The sequence below is a fragment of the Massilia sp. genome (assembly GCF_032106685.1).
Taxonomy (GTDB): Bacteria; Pseudomonadota; Gammaproteobacteria; order Burkholderiales; family Burkholderiaceae_D; genus Telluria.
Genome location: NZ_DAMCPG010000033.1, coordinates 17,469 through 35,240, shown reverse-complemented (window position 1 = coordinate 35,240; position 17,772 = coordinate 17,469). Strand labels below are relative to the sequence as shown.

The 17,772-nt window shown below is 66.6% G+C and carries 15 protein-coding genes and 1 riboswitch; of the genes, 13 read left to right on the top strand and 2 right to left on the bottom strand.

Annotated features, from left to right (window positions below):
- Positions 1-25 precede the first annotated feature (25 nt).
- The 4 genes from metK (at position 26) to metF (ending at position 4,273) form a co-directional block, all read left to right on the top strand.
- Positions 26-1,192, top strand: coding sequence for a methionine adenosyltransferase (gene metK, locus RT688_RS17095; RefSeq protein WP_313706051.1), 1,167 nt, complete (start codon positions 26-28; stop codon positions 1,190-1,192).
- Positions 1,193-1,448: 256 nt separating this feature from the next.
- Positions 1,449-1,520, top strand: a riboswitch (S-adenosyl-L-homocysteine riboswitch).
- Between the two features lie 26 nt (positions 1,521-1,546).
- Positions 1,547-2,959 (top strand): adenosylhomocysteinase, encoded by a 1,413-nt coding sequence (gene ahcY, locus RT688_RS17090; protein WP_313706050.1) that lies wholly within the window; start codon positions 1,547-1,549, stop codon positions 2,957-2,959.
- A 140-nt stretch (positions 2,960-3,099) separates the two neighbouring features.
- Complete coding sequence (locus RT688_RS17085) at positions 3,100-3,453, top strand: phage holin family protein (RefSeq protein WP_313706049.1); 354 nt, start codon at positions 3,100-3,102, stop codon at positions 3,451-3,453.
- A complete protein-coding gene (gene metF, locus RT688_RS17080; RefSeq protein ID WP_313706048.1) occupies positions 3,440-4,273 on the top strand; it encodes a methylenetetrahydrofolate reductase [NAD(P)H] in 834 nt (277 codons plus the stop codon). Before RT688_RS17085 ends, metF begins: the two co-directional genes overlap by 14 nt.
- 52 nt (positions 4,274-4,325) lie before the next feature.
- On the opposite strand, the gene RT688_RS17075 is transcribed toward metF, so the two are convergent.
- Positions 4,326-4,856 carry a 5-formyltetrahydrofolate cyclo-ligase gene (locus tag RT688_RS17075; protein WP_313706047.1) on the bottom strand — a complete coding sequence of 177 codons (531 nt, stop codon included), beginning with the start codon at positions 4,854-4,856 and terminating at the stop codon, positions 4,326-4,328.
- On the opposite strand from RT688_RS17075, the gene RT688_RS17070 reads away from it, so the two are divergent.
- The 8 genes from RT688_RS17070 (at position 4,849) to RT688_RS17035 (ending at position 13,145) form a co-directional block, all read left to right on the top strand.
- Positions 4,849-4,980 (top strand): hypothetical protein, encoded by a 132-nt coding sequence (locus RT688_RS17070; RefSeq protein ID WP_313706046.1) that lies wholly within the window; start codon positions 4,849-4,851, stop codon positions 4,978-4,980. The two genes, RT688_RS17075 and RT688_RS17070, sit on opposite strands and share 8 nt — an antisense overlap.
- 13 nt (positions 4,981-4,993) lie before the next feature.
- The gene (locus RT688_RS17065) at positions 4,994-6,988 is read left to right on the top strand and encodes a transglycosylase SLT domain-containing protein (RefSeq protein ID WP_409521936.1); all 1,995 of its coding nucleotides are present in this window, start codon (positions 4,994-4,996) and stop codon (positions 6,986-6,988) included.
- 34 nt (positions 6,989-7,022) lie between these two features.
- Positions 7,023-7,985: a complex I NDUFA9 subunit family protein gene (locus RT688_RS17060; RefSeq protein ID WP_313706044.1), complete on the top strand. Its 963-nt coding sequence runs from the start codon at positions 7,023-7,025 to the stop codon at positions 7,983-7,985.
- Positions 7,986-8,014: 29 nt separating this feature from the next.
- Entirely contained in the window at positions 8,015-8,734 is a 720-nt protein-coding gene (locus RT688_RS17055; RefSeq protein ID WP_313706043.1) for a glutathione S-transferase family protein, read from the top strand.
- Positions 8,735-8,748: 14 nt separating this feature from the next.
- Positions 8,749-9,888: a multifunctional CCA tRNA nucleotidyl transferase/2'3'-cyclic phosphodiesterase/2'nucleotidase/phosphatase gene (locus tag RT688_RS17050; RefSeq protein ID WP_313706077.1), complete on the top strand. Its 1,140-nt coding sequence runs from the start codon at positions 8,749-8,751 to the stop codon at positions 9,886-9,888.
- Positions 9,889-10,002: 114 nt separating this feature from the next.
- Entirely contained in the window at positions 10,003-10,758 is a 756-nt protein-coding gene (locus RT688_RS17045) for a type II CAAX endopeptidase family protein (RefSeq protein ID WP_313706042.1), read from the top strand.
- A gap of 93 nt (positions 10,759-10,851) precedes the next feature.
- On the top strand, positions 10,852-12,408 hold the full coding sequence (locus tag RT688_RS17040) for a diguanylate cyclase (RefSeq protein WP_313706041.1): 1,557 nt from the start codon (positions 10,852-10,854) through the stop codon (positions 12,406-12,408).
- A gap of 71 nt (positions 12,409-12,479) precedes the next feature.
- A complete protein-coding gene (locus RT688_RS17035) occupies positions 12,480-13,145 on the top strand; it encodes a GNAT family N-acetyltransferase (RefSeq protein ID WP_313706040.1) in 666 nt (221 codons plus the stop codon).
- A 160-nt stretch (positions 13,146-13,305) separates the two neighbouring features.
- Here RT688_RS17035 and RT688_RS17030 read toward each other — a convergent pair whose 3' ends face one another.
- A complete protein-coding gene (locus RT688_RS17030) occupies positions 13,306-13,821 on the bottom strand; it encodes an Lrp/AsnC family transcriptional regulator (protein ID WP_313706039.1) in 516 nt (171 codons plus the stop codon).
- A 266-nt stretch (positions 13,822-14,087) separates the two neighbouring features.
- Here RT688_RS17030 and RT688_RS17025 point away from each other — a divergent pair, with 266 nt between their 5' ends.
- On the top strand, positions 14,088-17,645 hold the full coding sequence (locus RT688_RS17025; RefSeq protein WP_313706038.1) for an indolepyruvate ferredoxin oxidoreductase family protein: 3,558 nt from the start codon (positions 14,088-14,090) through the stop codon (positions 17,643-17,645).
- The last annotated feature ends 127 nt before the right edge of the window (positions 17,646-17,772 follow it).

Genomic DNA, 17,772 nt, shown 5'->3' with positions numbered 1-17,772 from the left:
TTTTTGAACAGTAACAGGAGCCTTCATGTCCAACGACTACCTCTTCACTTCCGAATCCGTCTCGGAAGGCCATCCCGATAAAGTTGCCGACCAGATCTCGGACGCCATCCTCGACGCGATCTTCGAGCAGGACCCGCGCGCGCGCGTCGCCGCCGAAACGCTGTGCAACACCGGCCTGGTGGTGCTGGCCGGCGAGATCACGACCCACGCGAACGTCGATTATATTCGCGTCGCGCGCGACACCATCAAGCGCATCGGCTACGACAACACCGACTTCGGCATCGACTACAAGGGTTGCGCCGTCATGGTCTGCTACGACAAGCAGTCGCCGGACATCGCCCAGGGCGTCGACGAAGGCGCCGGCATTGACCTCGACCAGGGCGCGGGCGACCAGGGCCTGATGTTCGGCTATGCCTGCGACGAGACCGCCGAGCTGATGCCGGCCGCGATCCACTATGCGCACCGCCTGGTCGAGCGCCAGTCGCAGCTGCGCAAGGACGGCCGCCTGCCATGGCTGCGCCCGGATGCGAAATCGCAGGTCACGCTGCGCTACGTCGATGGCCGCCCGGTCGCCGTGGACACCGTGGTGCTCTCGACCCAGCACCATCCGGACGTCACCCACTCGCAGATCGAGGAAGCCGTGATCGAAGAGATCATCAAGCCGATCCTGCCGCGCGAGTGGCTGCAGGGCACGCGCTACCTGGTCAACCCGACCGGCCGTTTCGTCATCGGCGGCCCGCAGGGCGACTGCGGCCTGACCGGCCGCAAGATCATCGTCGACACCTACGGCGGCGCGGCCCCGCACGGCGGCGGCGCGTTCTCGGGCAAGGACCCGTCCAAGGTCGACCGCTCGGCCGCCTACGCCGCGCGCTACGTGGCGAAGAACATCGTCGCCGCCGGTCTCGCGCGCCAGTGCCAGGTGCAGGTCAGCTACGCCATCGGCGTGGCCAAGCCGATCAACATCACCGTCTACACCGAAGGCACCGGCGTCATCTCCGACGAGAAGATCGCCCAGCTGGTGATGGAACACTTCGACCTGCGCCCGAAAGGCATCGTGCAGATGCTCGACCTGCTGCGCCCGATCTACGCCAAGACGGCCGCCTACGGCCACTTCGGCCGCGAAGAGCCGGAATTCACCTGGGAGCGCACCGACAAGGCCGCGCTGCTGCGCGCGGAAGCGGGCCTGGCGTAAAACGTAGGGTGGGCACTTGTGCCCACGCGGTGATAGTCAACGCTTGATCAGCCGCTGACTATCATCGTCGCCTATCCCCGCGTGGGCTCGAGAGCCCACCCTACGCAACTGATGCTGGCGTGGCATCGGCTTACCCTCCGATGGGCATGCGTTGCATCTGCTTGGGTTCAAGAACCCACCCTACACCCCATGTTGCAGGTGCAGCAAAACCAGCACCGCCAAAGCCAATCCCGTCCTTAGTCGTGCTAAACTACCCCGTTCCGAGGAGCGTTGCGACGAAAAGATTCCTTTTCGCCAGGCTCGGATATCAACACTGCGCTCACGTTACTTTTTTCTAACTGAAAGGAGGGCGTGATGAACGCCGTACTGAAAGAAACCCAAGACTTCCACATTGCCGACCTCTCCCTGGCTGCCTGGGGCGAGAAGGAAATCCGCATCGCCGAAACCGAAATGCCGGGCCTGATGGCAATCCGCGAGGAATACGCCGCAAGCCAGCCCCTGAAGGGCGCGCGCATTGCCGGCTCGCTGCACATGACCATCCAGACCGCCGTGCTGATCCGCACGCTGGAAGCCCTCGGCGCGCAGGTGCGCTGGGCGTCGTGCAACATCTACTCGACCCAGGACCACGCCGCCGCCGCCATCGCTTCGGTCGGCACCCCGGTGTTCGCCGTCAAGGGCGAAACCCTCGATGAATACTGGGAATACACCCACCGCATCTTCGAATGGCCGGGCGACAACCGTGCCAACATGATCCTCGACGACGGCGGCGACGCGACCCTGCTGCTGCACCTGGGCACCCGCGCCGAGAAGGACATTTCCGTGCTGGCGAATCCGGGTTCGGACGAAGAAATCTGCCTGTTCAACGCCATCAAAGGCCGCCTGGCCCGCGACCCGCAGTGGTACTCGAAGCGCCTGCCGTGCATCCTGGGCGTGACCGAGGAAACCACCACCGGCGTGCACCGCCTGTACCAGATGCACCAGGAAGGCAAGCTGGCCTTCCCGGCCATCAACGTCAACGATTCCGTCACCAAGTCGAAGTTCGATAACCTGTACGGCTGCCGCGAGTCGCTGGTCGACGGCATCAAGCGCGCCACCGACGTGATGGTCGCCGGCAAGATCGCCGTCATCGCTGGTTACGGCGACGTGGGTAAAGGTTCGGCCCAGGCCATGCGCGCCCTGTCGGCGCAGGTGTGGGTCACCGAGATCGACCCGATCTGCGCACTGCAGGCGGCGATGGAAGGCTACCGCGTCGTGACCATGGACTACGCCGCCGAACACGGCGACATTTTTGTTACCTGCACCGGCAACTACCACGTCATCACCGAAGCGCACATGCTCAAGATGAAGGACCAGGCGATCGTCTGCAACATCGGTCACTTCGACAACGAGATCGAAGTCGCCGCGCTGAAGAAGTACGAGTGGGAAAACATCAAGCCGCAGGTCGACCACGTGATCTTCCCGGACGGTAAGCGCATCATCCTGCTGGCCGAAGGCCGCCTGGTGAACCTGGGCTGCGGCACCGGTCACCCGTCGTACGTGATGAGCTCGTCGTTCGCGAACCAGACCATCGCCCAGATCGAGCTGTTCGCCAACACGGATAAATACCCGGTCGGCGTTTACACCCTGCCGAAGCACCTGGACGAGAAGGTCGCGCGCCTGCAACTGAAGAAGCTCAACGCCCAGCTGACCACGCTGACCGACGAGCAGGCCGCCTACATCTCGGTGCAGAAGGAAGGCCCGTTCAAGCCGGACCACTACCGCTATTAATATGCGGTAAGCGGGCGTCCTGCGCGCCCGCGCCGGCCGCGCTGCGTGCGGCGGTTTCGCTGCAAGAGACACGCAGCCTGCGGGAACGGACTCCGTTCCCGCGACCCAACAACAAGAAACGCACACGAAAGAAGCTCAACATGCGCCTGCTCCTGACCTGGCTGATCAACGCTGCCGCGCTGATGGCCCTGCCTTACCTGATGCATTCCGTCGCCGTCAGCAATGTCGGCACCGCCCTGATCGCCGCCCTGGTGCTGGGCCTGGTCAACACGCTGATCCGGCCGCTGCTGGTCCTGTTGACCTTGCCCGTCACGCTGCTGTCGATGGGGCTGTTCATCCTGGTGATCAACGCCTTGCTGTTCTGGCTGGTGTCGCAGTGGGTGGAGGGTTTCGAGGTGGCGGGGTTCTGGTCGGCCTTCCTGGCGGCGATCCTGTACAGCGTGATTTCGTGGGCGCTTTCCACCTTGCTCCTGAAAGACGATGGAAACTCATAATTTCAGCATCGAGTTCTTCCCGCCCAAGACGCCCGAGGGCGCGGAAAAGCTGCGCGCCACGCGCCGCCAGCTGGCTGAACTGTCGCCGACGTATTTCTCGGTGACCTTCGGCGCCGGCGGGTCCACCCAGCAGGGCACGCTCGACACCGTGCTCGACATCATGGCCGACGGCCACCCGGCCGCGCCCCACCTGTCGTGCATCGGCGCCACGCGCGAATCGATCCGTGTGCTGCTCAAGCAATTCCAGCAGCACGGCATCCGCCGCCTGGTGGCCTTGCGCGGCGACCTGCCGAGCGGCTACGGCGGCGCCGGCGAACTGCGCTACGCCAACGAACTGGTCGAGTTCATCCGCCAGGAAACCGGCGACTGGTTCCACATCAAAGTGGCGGCCTATCCGGAAATGCATCCGCAGGCCCGTTCGCCCCAGGACGACCTGCAGAATTTCGCGCGCAAGGTCCACGCGGGCGCGAACGCCGCGATCACCCAGTACTTCTACAATGCCGACGCCTATTTCCAGTTCGTCGACAACGTGCGCAAGATGGGAATCGAGGTGCCGATCGTGGCCGGCATCATGCCGATCACGAACTACACGCAACTGATGCGTTTCTCCGACATGTGCGGCGCCGAGATTCCGCGCTGGGTGCGCCTCAAGCTGGCCAGCTTCGGCGACGACAGCGCCTCGATCAAGGCCTTCGGCCTGGACGTGGTCTCCACTCTGTGCGAACGCCTGCTGGCAGGTGGCGCGCCGGGCCTGCATTTCTACAGCATGAACCAGGCGGTGGCGACCACCGCCATCTGGAAGCGCCTGACCGGTAAATAAGGTGGCGGAAATGGAAAGTCCCGGCGGCGCAGGCGCGTTGCCGGGATTTTTTTCATTCCACGCCTGTTTCCTCGGTCACGATCAGGTCGAGCGGCACGTCGTGGGCGTCGGCATCGAAGGGGGCCGCCTGGCAGGCGTAGGCGATGCCCAGGGTTGCCGGGCGCACGCCGCCGGCCAGGGTGCGGTCGTAGAAGCCGCCGCCGTAGCCGAGCCGGTAACCGTGTTCGTTGAATCCCAGGCAGGGGACCAGCAGGGCCGGCGGGCGTTCCACCGTGCGCAGCGTGGCCGGCACCGCCACGCCCAGCGGGTCGCTGGCCATCGCTTCGCCCGGCGTCCAGGCGGCAAAGGCCAGCGGCGCGTGGCGTTCGAGCACCACCGGCAGCGCCAGCGCGGCGCCTTCCTGCACCAGGGCGCGGTAGGTCTCGCCCAGGTCCGGTTCGCCGCTGAGCGGCCAGTACACGGCCAGCAGGGGCGGACGCGTGCGGCGCCACCAGGCCAGCACCTGGGCGCCGATGCGGCGGTCGCGCTCCGCCTTGCCCGCGTCATCGAGCGCCGCACGCTGGGCTTTGAGGTGTTTGCGCAACGCTGTCTTTGCCGCCGCGCTGACTCTGGCGTCCGAACTGGCCACGCTGGAGGCGTTCTCTGGCGGCACGATTGATGCGCATGGTATTCTTGATTCGCCGGTCATGATCTCGAATGAAGGGTAGAAAAGCTGTGTTGTTGTTTCCGTGGAAATTGATAGCCGGCGCAGTCCTCGCCGCCACCAGCCTCGCCGCCATCGCCGAGGTCCCGCAGGCGGTGCCGCCCGTTCCAGGCGCCTCCTCGGTCCCGGCCGCGCCGGGCGCCGCCCCGGCGATCGACGCCGCCAGTGCCGAGGATGACACCTTCCTCCTGCTGCGCGAGGCGGCGCGCCAGAACGACGCCGCCCGCGCCAACGCGCTGGCCTCGCGCCTGCCGGACTACGTGCTCTCAGGCTACGTCGACTATTATCGTCTCAAACCGCGTTTGCGCGACGCCACGCCGGACGAGGTGCGCGCCGTGCTGCGCCGCCACGAAGGCAGCGCGATCGCCGAACGCCTGCGTGCCGACTGGCTGCTCGAACTCGGGCGCCAGCGCGACTGGAACAACTTCGAGCACGAAATGCGCCAGCTTGCCGGTACCCCCGAGCTGCAGGTGCGCTGCTACGGCTTGCAGGCGCGCGCGCTGCGCGGCGAGCGGGTGGCGCCGGAAGCGCGTGCGCTGCTGACCAACCCGCCCGCTTACGGCGAGGGCTGCGCCGCGCTGATGACCCAACTGGTGCAGATGAATCAGCTGGGCCAGGACGATTTGCTGGTGCAGCTGCGCCTGGCCGGCGAAATGGGCGCCACCGGTCCTTCGCGCCGCATCGCCCAGCTGCTCGGGGCCTCGGACACCCGCGCCGCGCAAGCGGTCGACGTGCCGGCGGTGGCGATGGCGCGCGGCATCGGCGCGAACCGCGCCGAGCACGAGATCTACCTGGTCGCGCTGGGCCGCATGGCGCGCACCAGCCTCAAATTGGCCGTGGTCGCGCTCGAGAAGAACAGCAGCAAACTGAACAAGGAAGAACGCGCGATCGGCTGGGCCAACGTCGCCCTGGCCGCCTCGATCGCGCTGTCGCCCGACGCCCACGACTACTGGAAGCGTGCCGAAGGCGCGCCGCTGTCGAACTTCCAGCTCGAATGGAAGACCCGCATGGCGCTGCGCCGCGGCGACTGGAAGACGGTCGCCGCCACCATCGACGCGATGCCCGCCGGCCTGGCCGCCGAATCGGGCTGGATCTACTGGCGCGGGCGGGCCCACGTGGCGCAGAACCGCAAGGAAGAGGGCGAGGCCCTGTTCCGCCGCATCGCCACCCAGAACAATTTCTATGGCCAGCTGGCGATGGAAGAGCTGGGCGAACTGGTGACGATCCCGCCCGCGGCCGCGCCGCCGACGCCGGGCGAAGTGGCCTATGTGGCGGCCTTGCCGGCGATGAAACAGGCCATGAAGTTCTATGCGCTGCGCCTGCGCCCGGAAGGCAACCGCGAGTGGAGCTGGGCGCTGCGCGGCCTGTCCGAGCGCCAGCTGCTCGCCGCCGCCGAGTACGCGCGCCGCAACGAGCTGCTCGACCGCATGGTCGAGACCTCGCTGCGCACCCGCAACGAGCTCGATTTCGACCAGCGCTTCCCGGCGCCGCACAACGACATCCTGCATCCCACGGCAAAGAACCTGTCGCTCGACACCGCCTGGGTGTATGGCCTGATCCGCCAGGAGTCGCGTTTCGTTTCCGACGCCCGCTCGGGCGTGGGCGCCTCCGGCCTGATGCAGGTGATGCCGGCCACCGGCAAGTGGGTGGCGGCGAAGATCGGCTTGACCGACTTCGTGCACGACATGCTCAACGACCTGCGCACCAATATCACGCTTGGCGCCAACTACATGAACATGGTGCTGGAAAATAACGGCGGCTCGCAGGTGCTGGCCACCGCCGCCTACAATGCCGGCCCGGCGCGCTCGCGCACCTGGCGCGGCCAGCTCGAGGCGCCGATGGAAGGGGCGGTGTTCGTCGAGTCGATCCCGTTCACCGAGACCCGAACCTACGTGCGCAACGTGATGTCGAACGCAACGAACTACGCCGCGCTGTTCGAGCGGCGGCCGCAGTCGCTCAAGGCGCGCCTGGGAACGATCGCCCCGCGCGGCGCCGCGAGCGGACTCCCCTGACGCAATACCGAGACGGTTTTTAGACGAGGACTCCATGCGCGACCTGTCGGTGGTGGTATTTGGCGGTTCCGGATTCATCGGCAGTCATTTGCTGGCGCTGCTGGCCGAGGAAAGCATCCCCGCGCTGGTGCCGACGCGCCACGCCGCGCGCGTGCGCCACCTGACGACCCTGCCCGGGGTCGACGTGGTCGAGGCCGACATCCACGACGACGCCACCGTGCGCCGCCTGCTCGAGGGACACACGGCCGCGATCAACCTGGTCGGCATCCTGCACGGCAGCCGCGCCCAGCCTTACGGGCCGGAGTTCCGGCGCGCTCACGTCGACCTGCCGCGCCGCATCGTCGACGCCTGCGCCGCTTGCGGCGTCGAGCGTTACCTGCACATGAGCGCGCTCGGCGCCAGCATCGAGGGTCCCTCGATGTACCAGCGCTCGAAGGCCGACGGCGAACTGGCCGCGCGCAGCCGGCCCGAGGTGGCGGCGACCATCTTCCGGCCTTCGGTCGTGTTCGGCCCCGGAGACCAGTTCCTGACCGTGTTCGCGCGGCTGCAGCGGCGTTTTCCCGTCATTCCGCTCGCCTGCGCCTCGGCGGTATTCCAGCCGGTCTACGTCGGCGACGTCGCCCAGGCCTTCCTCAACGCGCTGCGCGATCCGGCCGCGCGCCACCAGGTCTACCAGCTCGGCGGGCCGAACGTCTACACGCTGGCCGAGCTGGTGCGCCTGGCCGGGCGCTACGCCGGCTGCGAGCGTCCCATCATCGAATTGCCGCCGCGCCTGGCCCGGCTGCAGGCGCGCCTGTTCGAGTCGCTGCCGGGCGAGCCCATCATCACCCGCGACAACCTCGACTCGATGAAAGTCGATAACGTGATCGACCCGGCCATCCAGGACTTGACAGCCGCCGCGCTGGGAATCAAGCTCACTGCGCTCGAAGCGGTGGCGCCGCACTACCTCGCGCCCCAGGAGCCGCTCGACCGCCTGCGCGCCCGCGCCGGCCGCTAATTGACCATTCATCCATCGCCAGGAGCGTCATGCAGACCACGGAACTCGACCCGACCCTCTCGAATACCCTTGCGCAGGCGCGCAAGCCCGGCCTCACCCTCGTCATCGGCAACAAGAACATCTCCTCGTGGTCGATGCGGCCGTGGGTGGCGGCGGTCGCGTTCAATATCCCATTCACCGAAGTGCGGCTGCTGCTCGACCAGCCCGACACCGCCGCCAACATCGCGCGCTATTCGCACGCGGGACGGGTGCCGGTGCTGCTGGCCGGCGAGATGACGATCTGGGACAGCCTCGCCATCTGCGAGTACCTGGCCGAGCAGTTCCCCGACAAGCACATGTGGCCGCAGGACGTGGCCGCGCGCGCCCTGGCGCGGTCGGTCGTGGCCGAGATGCATTCCGGCTTCCAGGCCCTGCGCAACGACATGTCGATGAACATCCAGGCCAGGCTGCCGGGCCGCGGCCGCACGCCGGGCGCCCAGGCCGACATCGGCCGCATCTGCGAAATCTGGGAAGAGTGCCTGGCGCGCTTCGGCCACCGCGAATTCCTGTTCGGCGATTTTTCCATTGCCGACGCCTTCTATGCCCCGGTGGTCACCCGTTTCAAGACCTACGGCGTGGCGCTGGCGCCGGCCCTGCAGGCCTACTGCGACCGCGTGCTGGCCCATCCGGCGGTGGCGCGCTGGGTGAACGAAGCCATGCGCGAAACCGACCCGACCCCGCTGCACGACGCGGACCTGCCGCAGGATTGACACCGGCGATGACGATCAAGACGTACGTTGTCGGCGGCGCCGTGCGCGACGCGCTGCTCGGCCTGCCGGTACAGGACCGCGACCACGTCGTGGTCGGCGCCACGCCGGACCAGATGGTCGCGGCCGGCTTCCGCCCGGTCGGCAAGGATTTCCCGGTGTTCCTGCATCCCGAGACGCAGGAGGAATATGCCCTGGCGCGCACCGAGCGCAAGACCGCGCCCGGCTACCACGGCTTTGTCTTCCATACCGCGCCCGACGTCACCCTGGAAGACGACCTGGTGCGGCGCGATTTGACCATCAACGCCATGGCGCGCGCCGACGACGGCAGCATCGTCGACCCCTACGGCGGCAAGCGCGACCTGGAAGCGCGCCTGTTCCGCCACGTATCGAGCGCATTCGCCGAGGACCCGGTGCGCATCCTGCGCGTGGCCCGCTTCGCCGCGCGCTTCGCCGACTTCCGCGTGGCCGAGGACACGAACGCCCTGATGCGCAGCATGGTCGAGGCGGGCGAGGTCGATGCGCTGGTGCCCGAACGCGTCTGGCAGGAACTGTCGCGCGGCCTGATGGAGCGGCGCCCCTCGCGCATGTTCGCCGTGCTGCGCGACTGCGGCGCCCTGGCGCGCATCATGCCCGAGCTCGATGCCTTGTGGGGCATGCCGCAGCCGCGGCGCCCGGAAGTGGACAACGGTGTCCGAATCATGGAGGTGATCGACCACGCCGCCGAACTGGACCGCACGCTGGCGGTGCGCTGCGCGGTGCTGATGCGCGACCTTGGTGGCGCCGACGCGGTTGCCGGGCTGTGCAAGCGCCTGAAAGTGCCCAACGATTGTCGCGACCTGGCCTTGATCACGGCGCGCGAGCACAGCCACGTCGAGGCCGCGGCAAAGCTCGACGCTGCCGCGCTGGTCGCCCTGTTCGGACGCTGCGACGCCTTCCGCAAGCCCGAGCGCTTTGCCGAGATGCTGCTGGCGGCCGCATGCCACGCGCCCGTGCCGCAGGCCTGGCTGCTGGCGGCGCTCGAGGTGGCGCGTGGCGTCGACGCGGGGGCGGTCGCGGCCAGCTGCGCCGGGGACAAGGCGAGGATCCCGGACGCGGTGCTCGCCGCCCGCGTCGCCGCTGTCGGGAGCTGGATGGCGCAGTCGCCGCCTGGCTGAACCGGACGGCATCGGCCATCGTTATCGCCGGCGAACTGGTCCATGCACCAGCGATAGACGGCTGCGCCTGCGCTTTGTATAGTCGAGCTCTTCATGACTGGCGGAGCGCAGCGGATGAACCGGACCAATGCAGGAACAGCCGCGCGCATCGCGGCGGGGAGCATATACGGCCTGGTGCTGGCGTTTGCCGCCGTGTCCTCGCTCATGCGGGCCATCGCCGTGTTCGGTCCGGCCGCCTGGCGCGGCCTGTTCATGCTGACCTGTATCGTGATGGCCATCCTGCCCTGGGTGCTGCTCGACCGCGAAGGGCGCCGGAGGATCGGCATGCAGTGGCCGCGCCGCCCGCTCTGGCTGGCGGCGGGACTTGCCGTCGGGGTGCTGGCCGCGAGCGCCTGCTACTGGCTCGGCGCCACGCTCTACGGGGCCAGCGCGGACAACTGGTTCGTCAGCGTTGCGCGCAATTACCAGCTGCAGCCCACCGCCGGCTGGAGCCTGTTGCAGCTGCACCTGGTGTTCACCACGGTCGCCTGCCTGTTCAGTCCGATCGGTGAAGAAATCTTCTTCCGCGGCCTCCTGCACGGGGTGCTCGAGGAGCGCCATGGCGCCGTGCGGGCCACGCTGTATGAAGCGGGCCTGTTCGCCCTGGTCCACTTGTGCCACCATGGCATCGTGCTGACCGCCGCCGGATTCGCGCTGCTGCCGGTATCGGGTGCGCTGTGGGTGGCTCAGATGTTCCTGCTGTCGCTGGCGTTCGCCTGGCTGCGGCGGCGCGCGGAGTCGATCACGCCCGCGATCCTGGCCCACGCCGCCTTCAATGCCGCCATGAACGGCTGGATTTTCGCGCGCCTCTGGCACGGAAAGTTGTCGTAAATGCCACGTGCGCGACTGCCGCCGCCGTTTTGATATGCTCCTGCAACTATGAGTAGATTGTTACGTTGGTCGGACAGCTTGTTTGCGGGATGGATGCGTCGTGTGGAAGCCTTGCATCCGCGACGGCGGCTGCAATTGGTCGGCGCCGCGGCGCTGGTCCTGATCGCCTTGTTGGCGGTCCTGTACACGCGCACCACCGGGGTCGATGTCGACAACCAGAACCGCGTGATGTTCGACCTGCACGAGCTGCAGCAGCTCGATGCCGAGTGGGATGCGAACCTGCTGCGGGCCCATATCGGCAGCGGCCTGGCCGACGCGCGTCTGGTGGGGCCGGTCAAGCAGATGCGCCAGCTGATGGACCGCCTGGAGGAGGCGCTGCCGATGACGCGCGGACGCGGCGCGCGCCAGGCCCACACGGAGCTGGCCGGCGCGCTGCGCATGAAGGCCGACCTGGTGAACGAGTTCCGCACGCTGAACACGCCCTTGCGCACGGCCCTGCAGACGCTGCCGCCGGCGCTGGCCGACCTGAAGACCGAGCTCGGTGGCATCGAGGGCGCGCTGGCGCCAGGACGCGTGGTGGTGCGCCTCGATGCGCTCCTGAACGACCTGCTGGCCGACACGCTGCGCTTCAACCTGGCGCCCTCGCCGACGCTGGCGCGCCGCATCGAGAGCACCCTGGCCCAGATCGAGGACCAGAAGTCGCGCTTCTCGCAGGCGGTGGTCGACCAGATCGACGCACTGGCGCGCGACACCCGCACCATCCTGGCCAACCGGCCGCGCGAGAACGAGGTCGAAACCCAGATCTCCGCGCTCGGCACCGGAGAGATGATGGCGCTGCTGGGCCGCGAGTTCGACCGTTCGTTCCAGGCCGAGGTGCTCGAGCGCCAGCGCTACCGCGGCTTCCTGTTCGCCTATTCGATCCTGCTACTGGCCTTGCTCGCCTATGCCGGCTGGCGCCTGCGCCGCAGCTACCGCATCATCAACGACGTGAACCACCGCCTGAAGGCGGCCAACGACACGCTCGAGCACCGCGTGGCCGAACGCACCGCCGAACTGGAGGAGCAGTCGAAGAAGCTGGCGCGCCTGGCCCAGCACGACAGCCTGACCGGACTGGTCAACTACGGACAGCTCACCCGCCTGCTGGAGCTGGCGCTGGTGCGGGCGGCGCGGCGCGACACCGTGGTCTCGACCATGTTCATCGACCTCGACGGTTTCAAAGGCGTGAACGACACCTGGGGCCACGCCACCGGCGACCTGGTGCTGCAGCTGGTGGCGCGCCGGGTGCAGAAGGTGTTGCGCGCGGAGGACGTGCTGGCGCGCCTGGGCGGCGACGAATTCGTCATCATGCTCGAGGGCGTGAACATGCCCGAGGGCGCGCTGCGCATCGCCAAGCTGGTGCTCGAGCAGATCGAGGGCATCGTCGAGGCCGACGGCAACCCGGTCGCGATCTCGGCCAGCATCGGCATCGCCAGCGCGCGCGGCCGCGCCGGCGCCGAATGGGGGGCGGCGGCCCTGCTGGCCGACGCCGACAAGGCGATGTATGCGGCCAAGCAGGCCGGCAAGGGTACCTTCATCATCAGCCCGAACGCGCAGTGGGGCGCGCCCGATCCCGACAAGGGCGCGCACGGCAGCCCCGACCCGGCAAGCTGAGCGCAATCCGCTACAATATCTGCATGGTGCGCTGCACAATAACGAACCGCTCAACCGAATCCCGACTCCGTATGCCCGACAATCCGTTCACCCACTGGCTGGCCAGCCTGGCCGGCAAGACCGACCGTCCGGCGGTGCTGGTCAAGGCACTGGGCAAGCGCGACCGCCGGCGCATGCTCAAGCATTTCCTCGCGCTCGACGAGGGCGACCGCCTGCTGCGCTTCGGCACCGTCCTGCCGGACGAGCAGATCCATGCCTATGTGAACAAGATCGATTTTTCGCGCGACATCGTGTTCGGCGTGTTCAGTCACGTGTTCCAGCTGGTCGGCGTCGGCCACCTGGCCTTCGCGCCCGCCGAGAAGGGCCGCGCCGGCACGACCACCAAGGAGCGGGTGGCCGAATTCGGCGTCTCGGTCTCGAAGTCGGCGCGCGGGCAGGGCGTGGGCACGCGCCTGTTCCAGCGCGCGTCCATCCACTGCCGCAACTCCGATATCGACACCCTCTACATGCAGTGCCTGTCGAGCAACCGCACCATGATGCACATCGCCAAGAAGGCCGGGATGGAGATCAAGCGCGAGTATGGGGAAGCGGACGCCTACCTGCACCTGCCGCCGCCGAGTCCGGGCAGCGTGATGCGCGAGGCGCTGGAGGAACAGTTTGCCGTGATCGACTACACGGTGAAGGCGAATGCGCGGGCGGCGGTGAAGTGGCTGACGCCGAAGAAGCGTAGCAAATAAGGTTTTGCCGTTGTAGGGTGGGCTCTCGAGCCCACGCGGTAGAACTGCTGGTCTGCCGAAAAGCCTCGCGAAGCGATCGCATCCTTACCCTGTCGGGGTACTTTTCGATACTCATAAGTTGTACCGCGTGGGCTCAAGAGCCCACCCTACGAAACCCCGATTACCGCGCCGTCGGCGCCTCGATCGGCAGCGCCGTCGTCTCCTTGATCCGCTGCAGCGCAAAGCTCGACTTCACGTCCAGCACCGACGGATGGCGCAGCAGGGTTGCCATCATGAAGCGCGAGAAGTGGTCCATGTCTTCCACGTGCACGCGCAGCAGGAAATCCATCTCCCCTGTCATCGCATAGCAGGCCACCACTTCCGGCCAGGTCGCCACCGCCTGCGCGAACTCGAAACGCGGCGAGGTCGCCGGCACGCGCGAGTTGGCAGGGCCTTCGCTGTGCTTTTCCAGGCGCACGTTGACATAGGCCAGCAGGCCCAGCCCGATCTTGTCGGGATCGACCAGGGCCACGTATTGACGAATCACGCCGGCTTCCTCCAGCCGCTTGATGCGGCGCAGGCAGGGCGAGGGCGACAGGTTGACCCGCTCGGCCACGTCCTGGTTCGACAGGCGGCCATCGGCCTGCAGGATTTCCAGGATTTTGCGGTCGGTTTTATCGAGCTCGATTTTTGACATAAATTTCCTTGCTACGGTTTGAAGCCGCAATTTTATTGCGCAATCGCCTCGGCGTGGGGAATTGATTGGTATTTAATGCCGGGGGCACAAGACTATACTGTCGCAAACCACGGAGGAGACTTCTCCGTCATGGCGCAACCAATAACAACAAGGCGCCAACCCATTTGGACGATAAGAAATATCTATATAGATAGTGCGGAAACGCCACCCCACAAGGGCGGCGCTGTCCGCTGCCTTGCGTCCGGCTCAACACAACGGAGACATCAATGAACGCACCCCTGGACCGTTCCCAGCTGCAACCATCCCAGCCGGAGCACGAGATCACGCTCGACGACAAGTGGACGCTCGAGCGTGGCCGCGCCTTCATGACCGGCACCCAGGCGCTGATCCGCCTGCCGATGCTGCAGCGCGAACGCGACCTGAAAGCTGGCCTGAACACCGCCGGCTACATTACCGGCTACCGCGGCTCGCCCGTCACCGCCGTCGACCAGACCGCGATGAAGGCGAGGAAGCACCTCGAAGCCCACCATGTGAAATTCCACCCGGGCATGAACGAGGACCTGGCGGCGACCGCCGTCTGGGGGACCCAGCAAACCAACCTGTACAAGGACGCCAACTACGACGGCGTGTTTGCCATGTGGTATGGCAAGGGCCCGGGTGTGGACCGTTGCGGCGACGTTTTCAAGCACGGCAACAACGCCGGTTCCGCCAAGAACGGCGGCGTGCTGGTGCTGGCCGGCGACGACCATGCGGCGAAATCCTCGTCCACCGCGCACCAGTCGGACCACATCCTGACCCACTGCGGCATCCCGGTCCTCTATCCTTCGTCGGTGCAGGAATACATCGATTTCGGCCTGCATGCCTGGGCCATGAGCCGCTATACCGGCCTGTGGGTGTCGATGAAGTGCGTCACCGACATCATCGAGTCCGGCGCCGTGGTCGACCTCGACCCGGACCGCGTCCAGATCGTGACGCCCACCGACTTCGAACTGCCGGAAGGCGGCCTTAACATCCGCTGGCCGGACGCCGTGCTGGACCAGGAAGTGCGGATGAGCAACTACAAGTGGTACGCCGCGCTGGCCTACGCGCGCGCCAACAAGCTCAATAAGATCATCTGGGACAGCCCGCAGCCGAAGATCGGCATCATCACCGCCGGTAAAAGCTATGTCGACACGCGCCAGGCGCTGGCCGACCTCGGCATCGACGAGCAGGCCGCGCGCGACATCGGCCTGCGCCTGTACAAGGTCGGCATGACCTGGCCGCTCGAGTCCGAAGGCGTGCACGAGTTCGCGCGCGGCCTGGACGAGATCCTGGTGGTCGAGGAAAAGCGCCAGGTGATGGAATACGCGCTGAAGGAAGAGCTGTACAACCTGCCGGACGGCGAGCGCCCGCGCGTGGTCGGCAAGTTCGACGACACCGGCGAGTGGCACAACAAGAACCGCATGGGCCACGGCGACTGGCTGCTGCCGGCCACCTATGAACTGAACCCGGCCCAGATCGCACGCGCCATCGCTTCGCGCATCTCGCACTACTGCGCGGGCCACCCGGTCGAGCAACGCGTCAAGGAACGCATCGCCTTCCTCGAAGCGAAGGAACTGGTGCTCAAGAATATCCCGGCCAAGGCCAATCCGGACACCGACCGCATTCCGTATTTCTGCTCGGGCTGCCCGCACAACAGCTCGACCAAGGTGCCTGAAGGCTCGCGCGCGATGGCCGGCATCGGCTGCCACTACATGGTGCTGTGGATGGACCGCGAGACCTCGACCTTCACCCACATGGGCGCGGAAGGCACGACCTGGATCGGCCAGGCGCCGTTCACCAGCGAGAAGCACGTGTTCGTGAATCTGGGCGACGGCACCTACTTCCACTCGGGCATCCTGGCGATCCGCGCCGCGGTGGCGGCCAAGGTGAACATCACCTATAAAATCCTGTACAACGACGCGGTCGCCATGACCGGCGGGCAGAACGTCGACGGCCCGCTCGATCCGGGCATGATCACGCGCCAGATCGCCGCCGAAGGCGTCAAGCCCATCATCGTCGTCACCGACGAACCCGATAAATACCCGAGCGACTACGCCTGGGCCGAGGGCGTCACCGTGCGCCACCGTTCCGAGCTGATGGACGTGCAAAAAGAGCTGCGCGAAATGCCGGGCGTGTCGGCCGTGATCTATGACCAGACCTGCGCCTCCGAGAAGCGCCGCCGCCGCAAGAAAGGCGAGTTCCCCGACCCGGCCAAGCGCGCCGTCATCAACGAGGCCGTGTGCGAAGGCTGCGGCGACTGCTCGGTGCAGTCGAACTGCCTGTCGGTCGAGCCGCTGGAAACGGAACTGGGGCGCAAGCGCCAGATCAACCAGTCCTCCTGCAACAAGGATTTCTCGTGCGTGTCCGGCTTCTGCCCGAGCTTCGTCACGGTGGAGGGCGGCGGCCTGAAGAAGCCCAAGAAAGCCGCAAGTACGGAGAACGCTCCGCCAGTGCTGCCGGCGCCCTTGGTGCCGCAGATTGGCGCGCCCTTCGGCATCCTGGTCGCCGGCATCGGCGGCACCGGCGTCGTCACCGTCGGCCAGATCCTGGCGATGGCGGCCCACGTCGAAGGCAAGGGCGCGATCGTGCTCGACCAGTCCGGCCTGGCCCAGAAAGGCGGCCCGGTGATGTCGCACGTACGCCTGGCCCAGCATCAATCCGACCTGCACTCGACCCGCGTCGGCACCGGCAGCGCCGATCTCGTGATCGGCTGCGACCAGATCGTGACCGCCAGCCGCGATGCCTTGAGCCGCATGGGTGAAGGGCGCACCTGGGCCGCGGTGAACGGCACCGGGGCCACCACGGCGGCCTTCGTCAAGAACCCGGACTGGCAGTTCCCGGCCGAGGGTTCGCGCGGGGCCATCGTCCAGGCCTGCGGCGAAGGCAACGTCGACTTCATCGACGCCGGCCGCATCGCCACCGCGCTGATGGGCGACGCGATCGCGACCAACATGTTCATGCTCGGCTACGCCTTCCAGAAGGGCCATGTGCCCTTGTCCGAAGCCGCGCTGATGAAAGCGATCGAACTGAACGGCGTCTCGGTGCCGTTCAACAAGGCCGCCTTCAACTGGGGCCGCACGGCCGCGCACGACCTGGCCGCGGTGACGAAGCTGGCGACGCCGGCCAAGGTGGTCGAGTTCAAGCGCGCCCAGACCCTCGACGAATTAATCAACCGCCGCGTCGAGCTGCTCACCGCCTACCAGAACGCCGCCTACGCCGCGCAGTACAAGACGTTTGTCGACCAGGTGCGTGCGGAAGAGGCAAAGCTGGGCAAGGGCACGCGCCTGACGGAAGCGGTCGCGCGCTACTACTACAAGCTGATGGCCTACAAGGACGAGTACGAGGTCGCGCGCCTGCATACCGATCCGGCGTTCCGCGAAAAGATCGCCAACATGTTCGAAGGCGACATCAAGCTGAAATTCCACCTGGCGCCGCCGCTGATGGCCAAGCACGACAAGGAAGGCCGCGCGATGAAGAAGGAATACGGCTCGTGGATGATGGGCGCCTTCGGCGTGCTGGCCAAGCTGAAGGGCCTGCGCGGCACCCCGTTCGACGTGTTCGGCTATACCGAGGAGCGCAAGATGGAGCGTGCGCTCATCAAGCAGTACCGCGACATGGTGACCGGCCTGCTGCCGACGCTCACGGGTGAGAACCTGGCGCAGGCGGTCGCGATCGCCAGCATCCCGGAAGACATCCGCGGTTATGGTCACGTGAAGGCGCGCCACCTGAAAGCGGCGAAGGAAAAAGAAGCGAAGCTGTTGTCTGCTTTCCACACCCCGGGAGGCGTGACGCGCGCCGCCTGACGCCTGCCTGTCTGGTATCCCCCGCGCCGGGACTGGCTTTGCGCCGTCCCGGCGTTTTTTTGCGCCCGCAAAAGAAAACTTATCAAAAAAAAATTTAATAAATGCAATCGTGCGGGTCTTCTCAAAC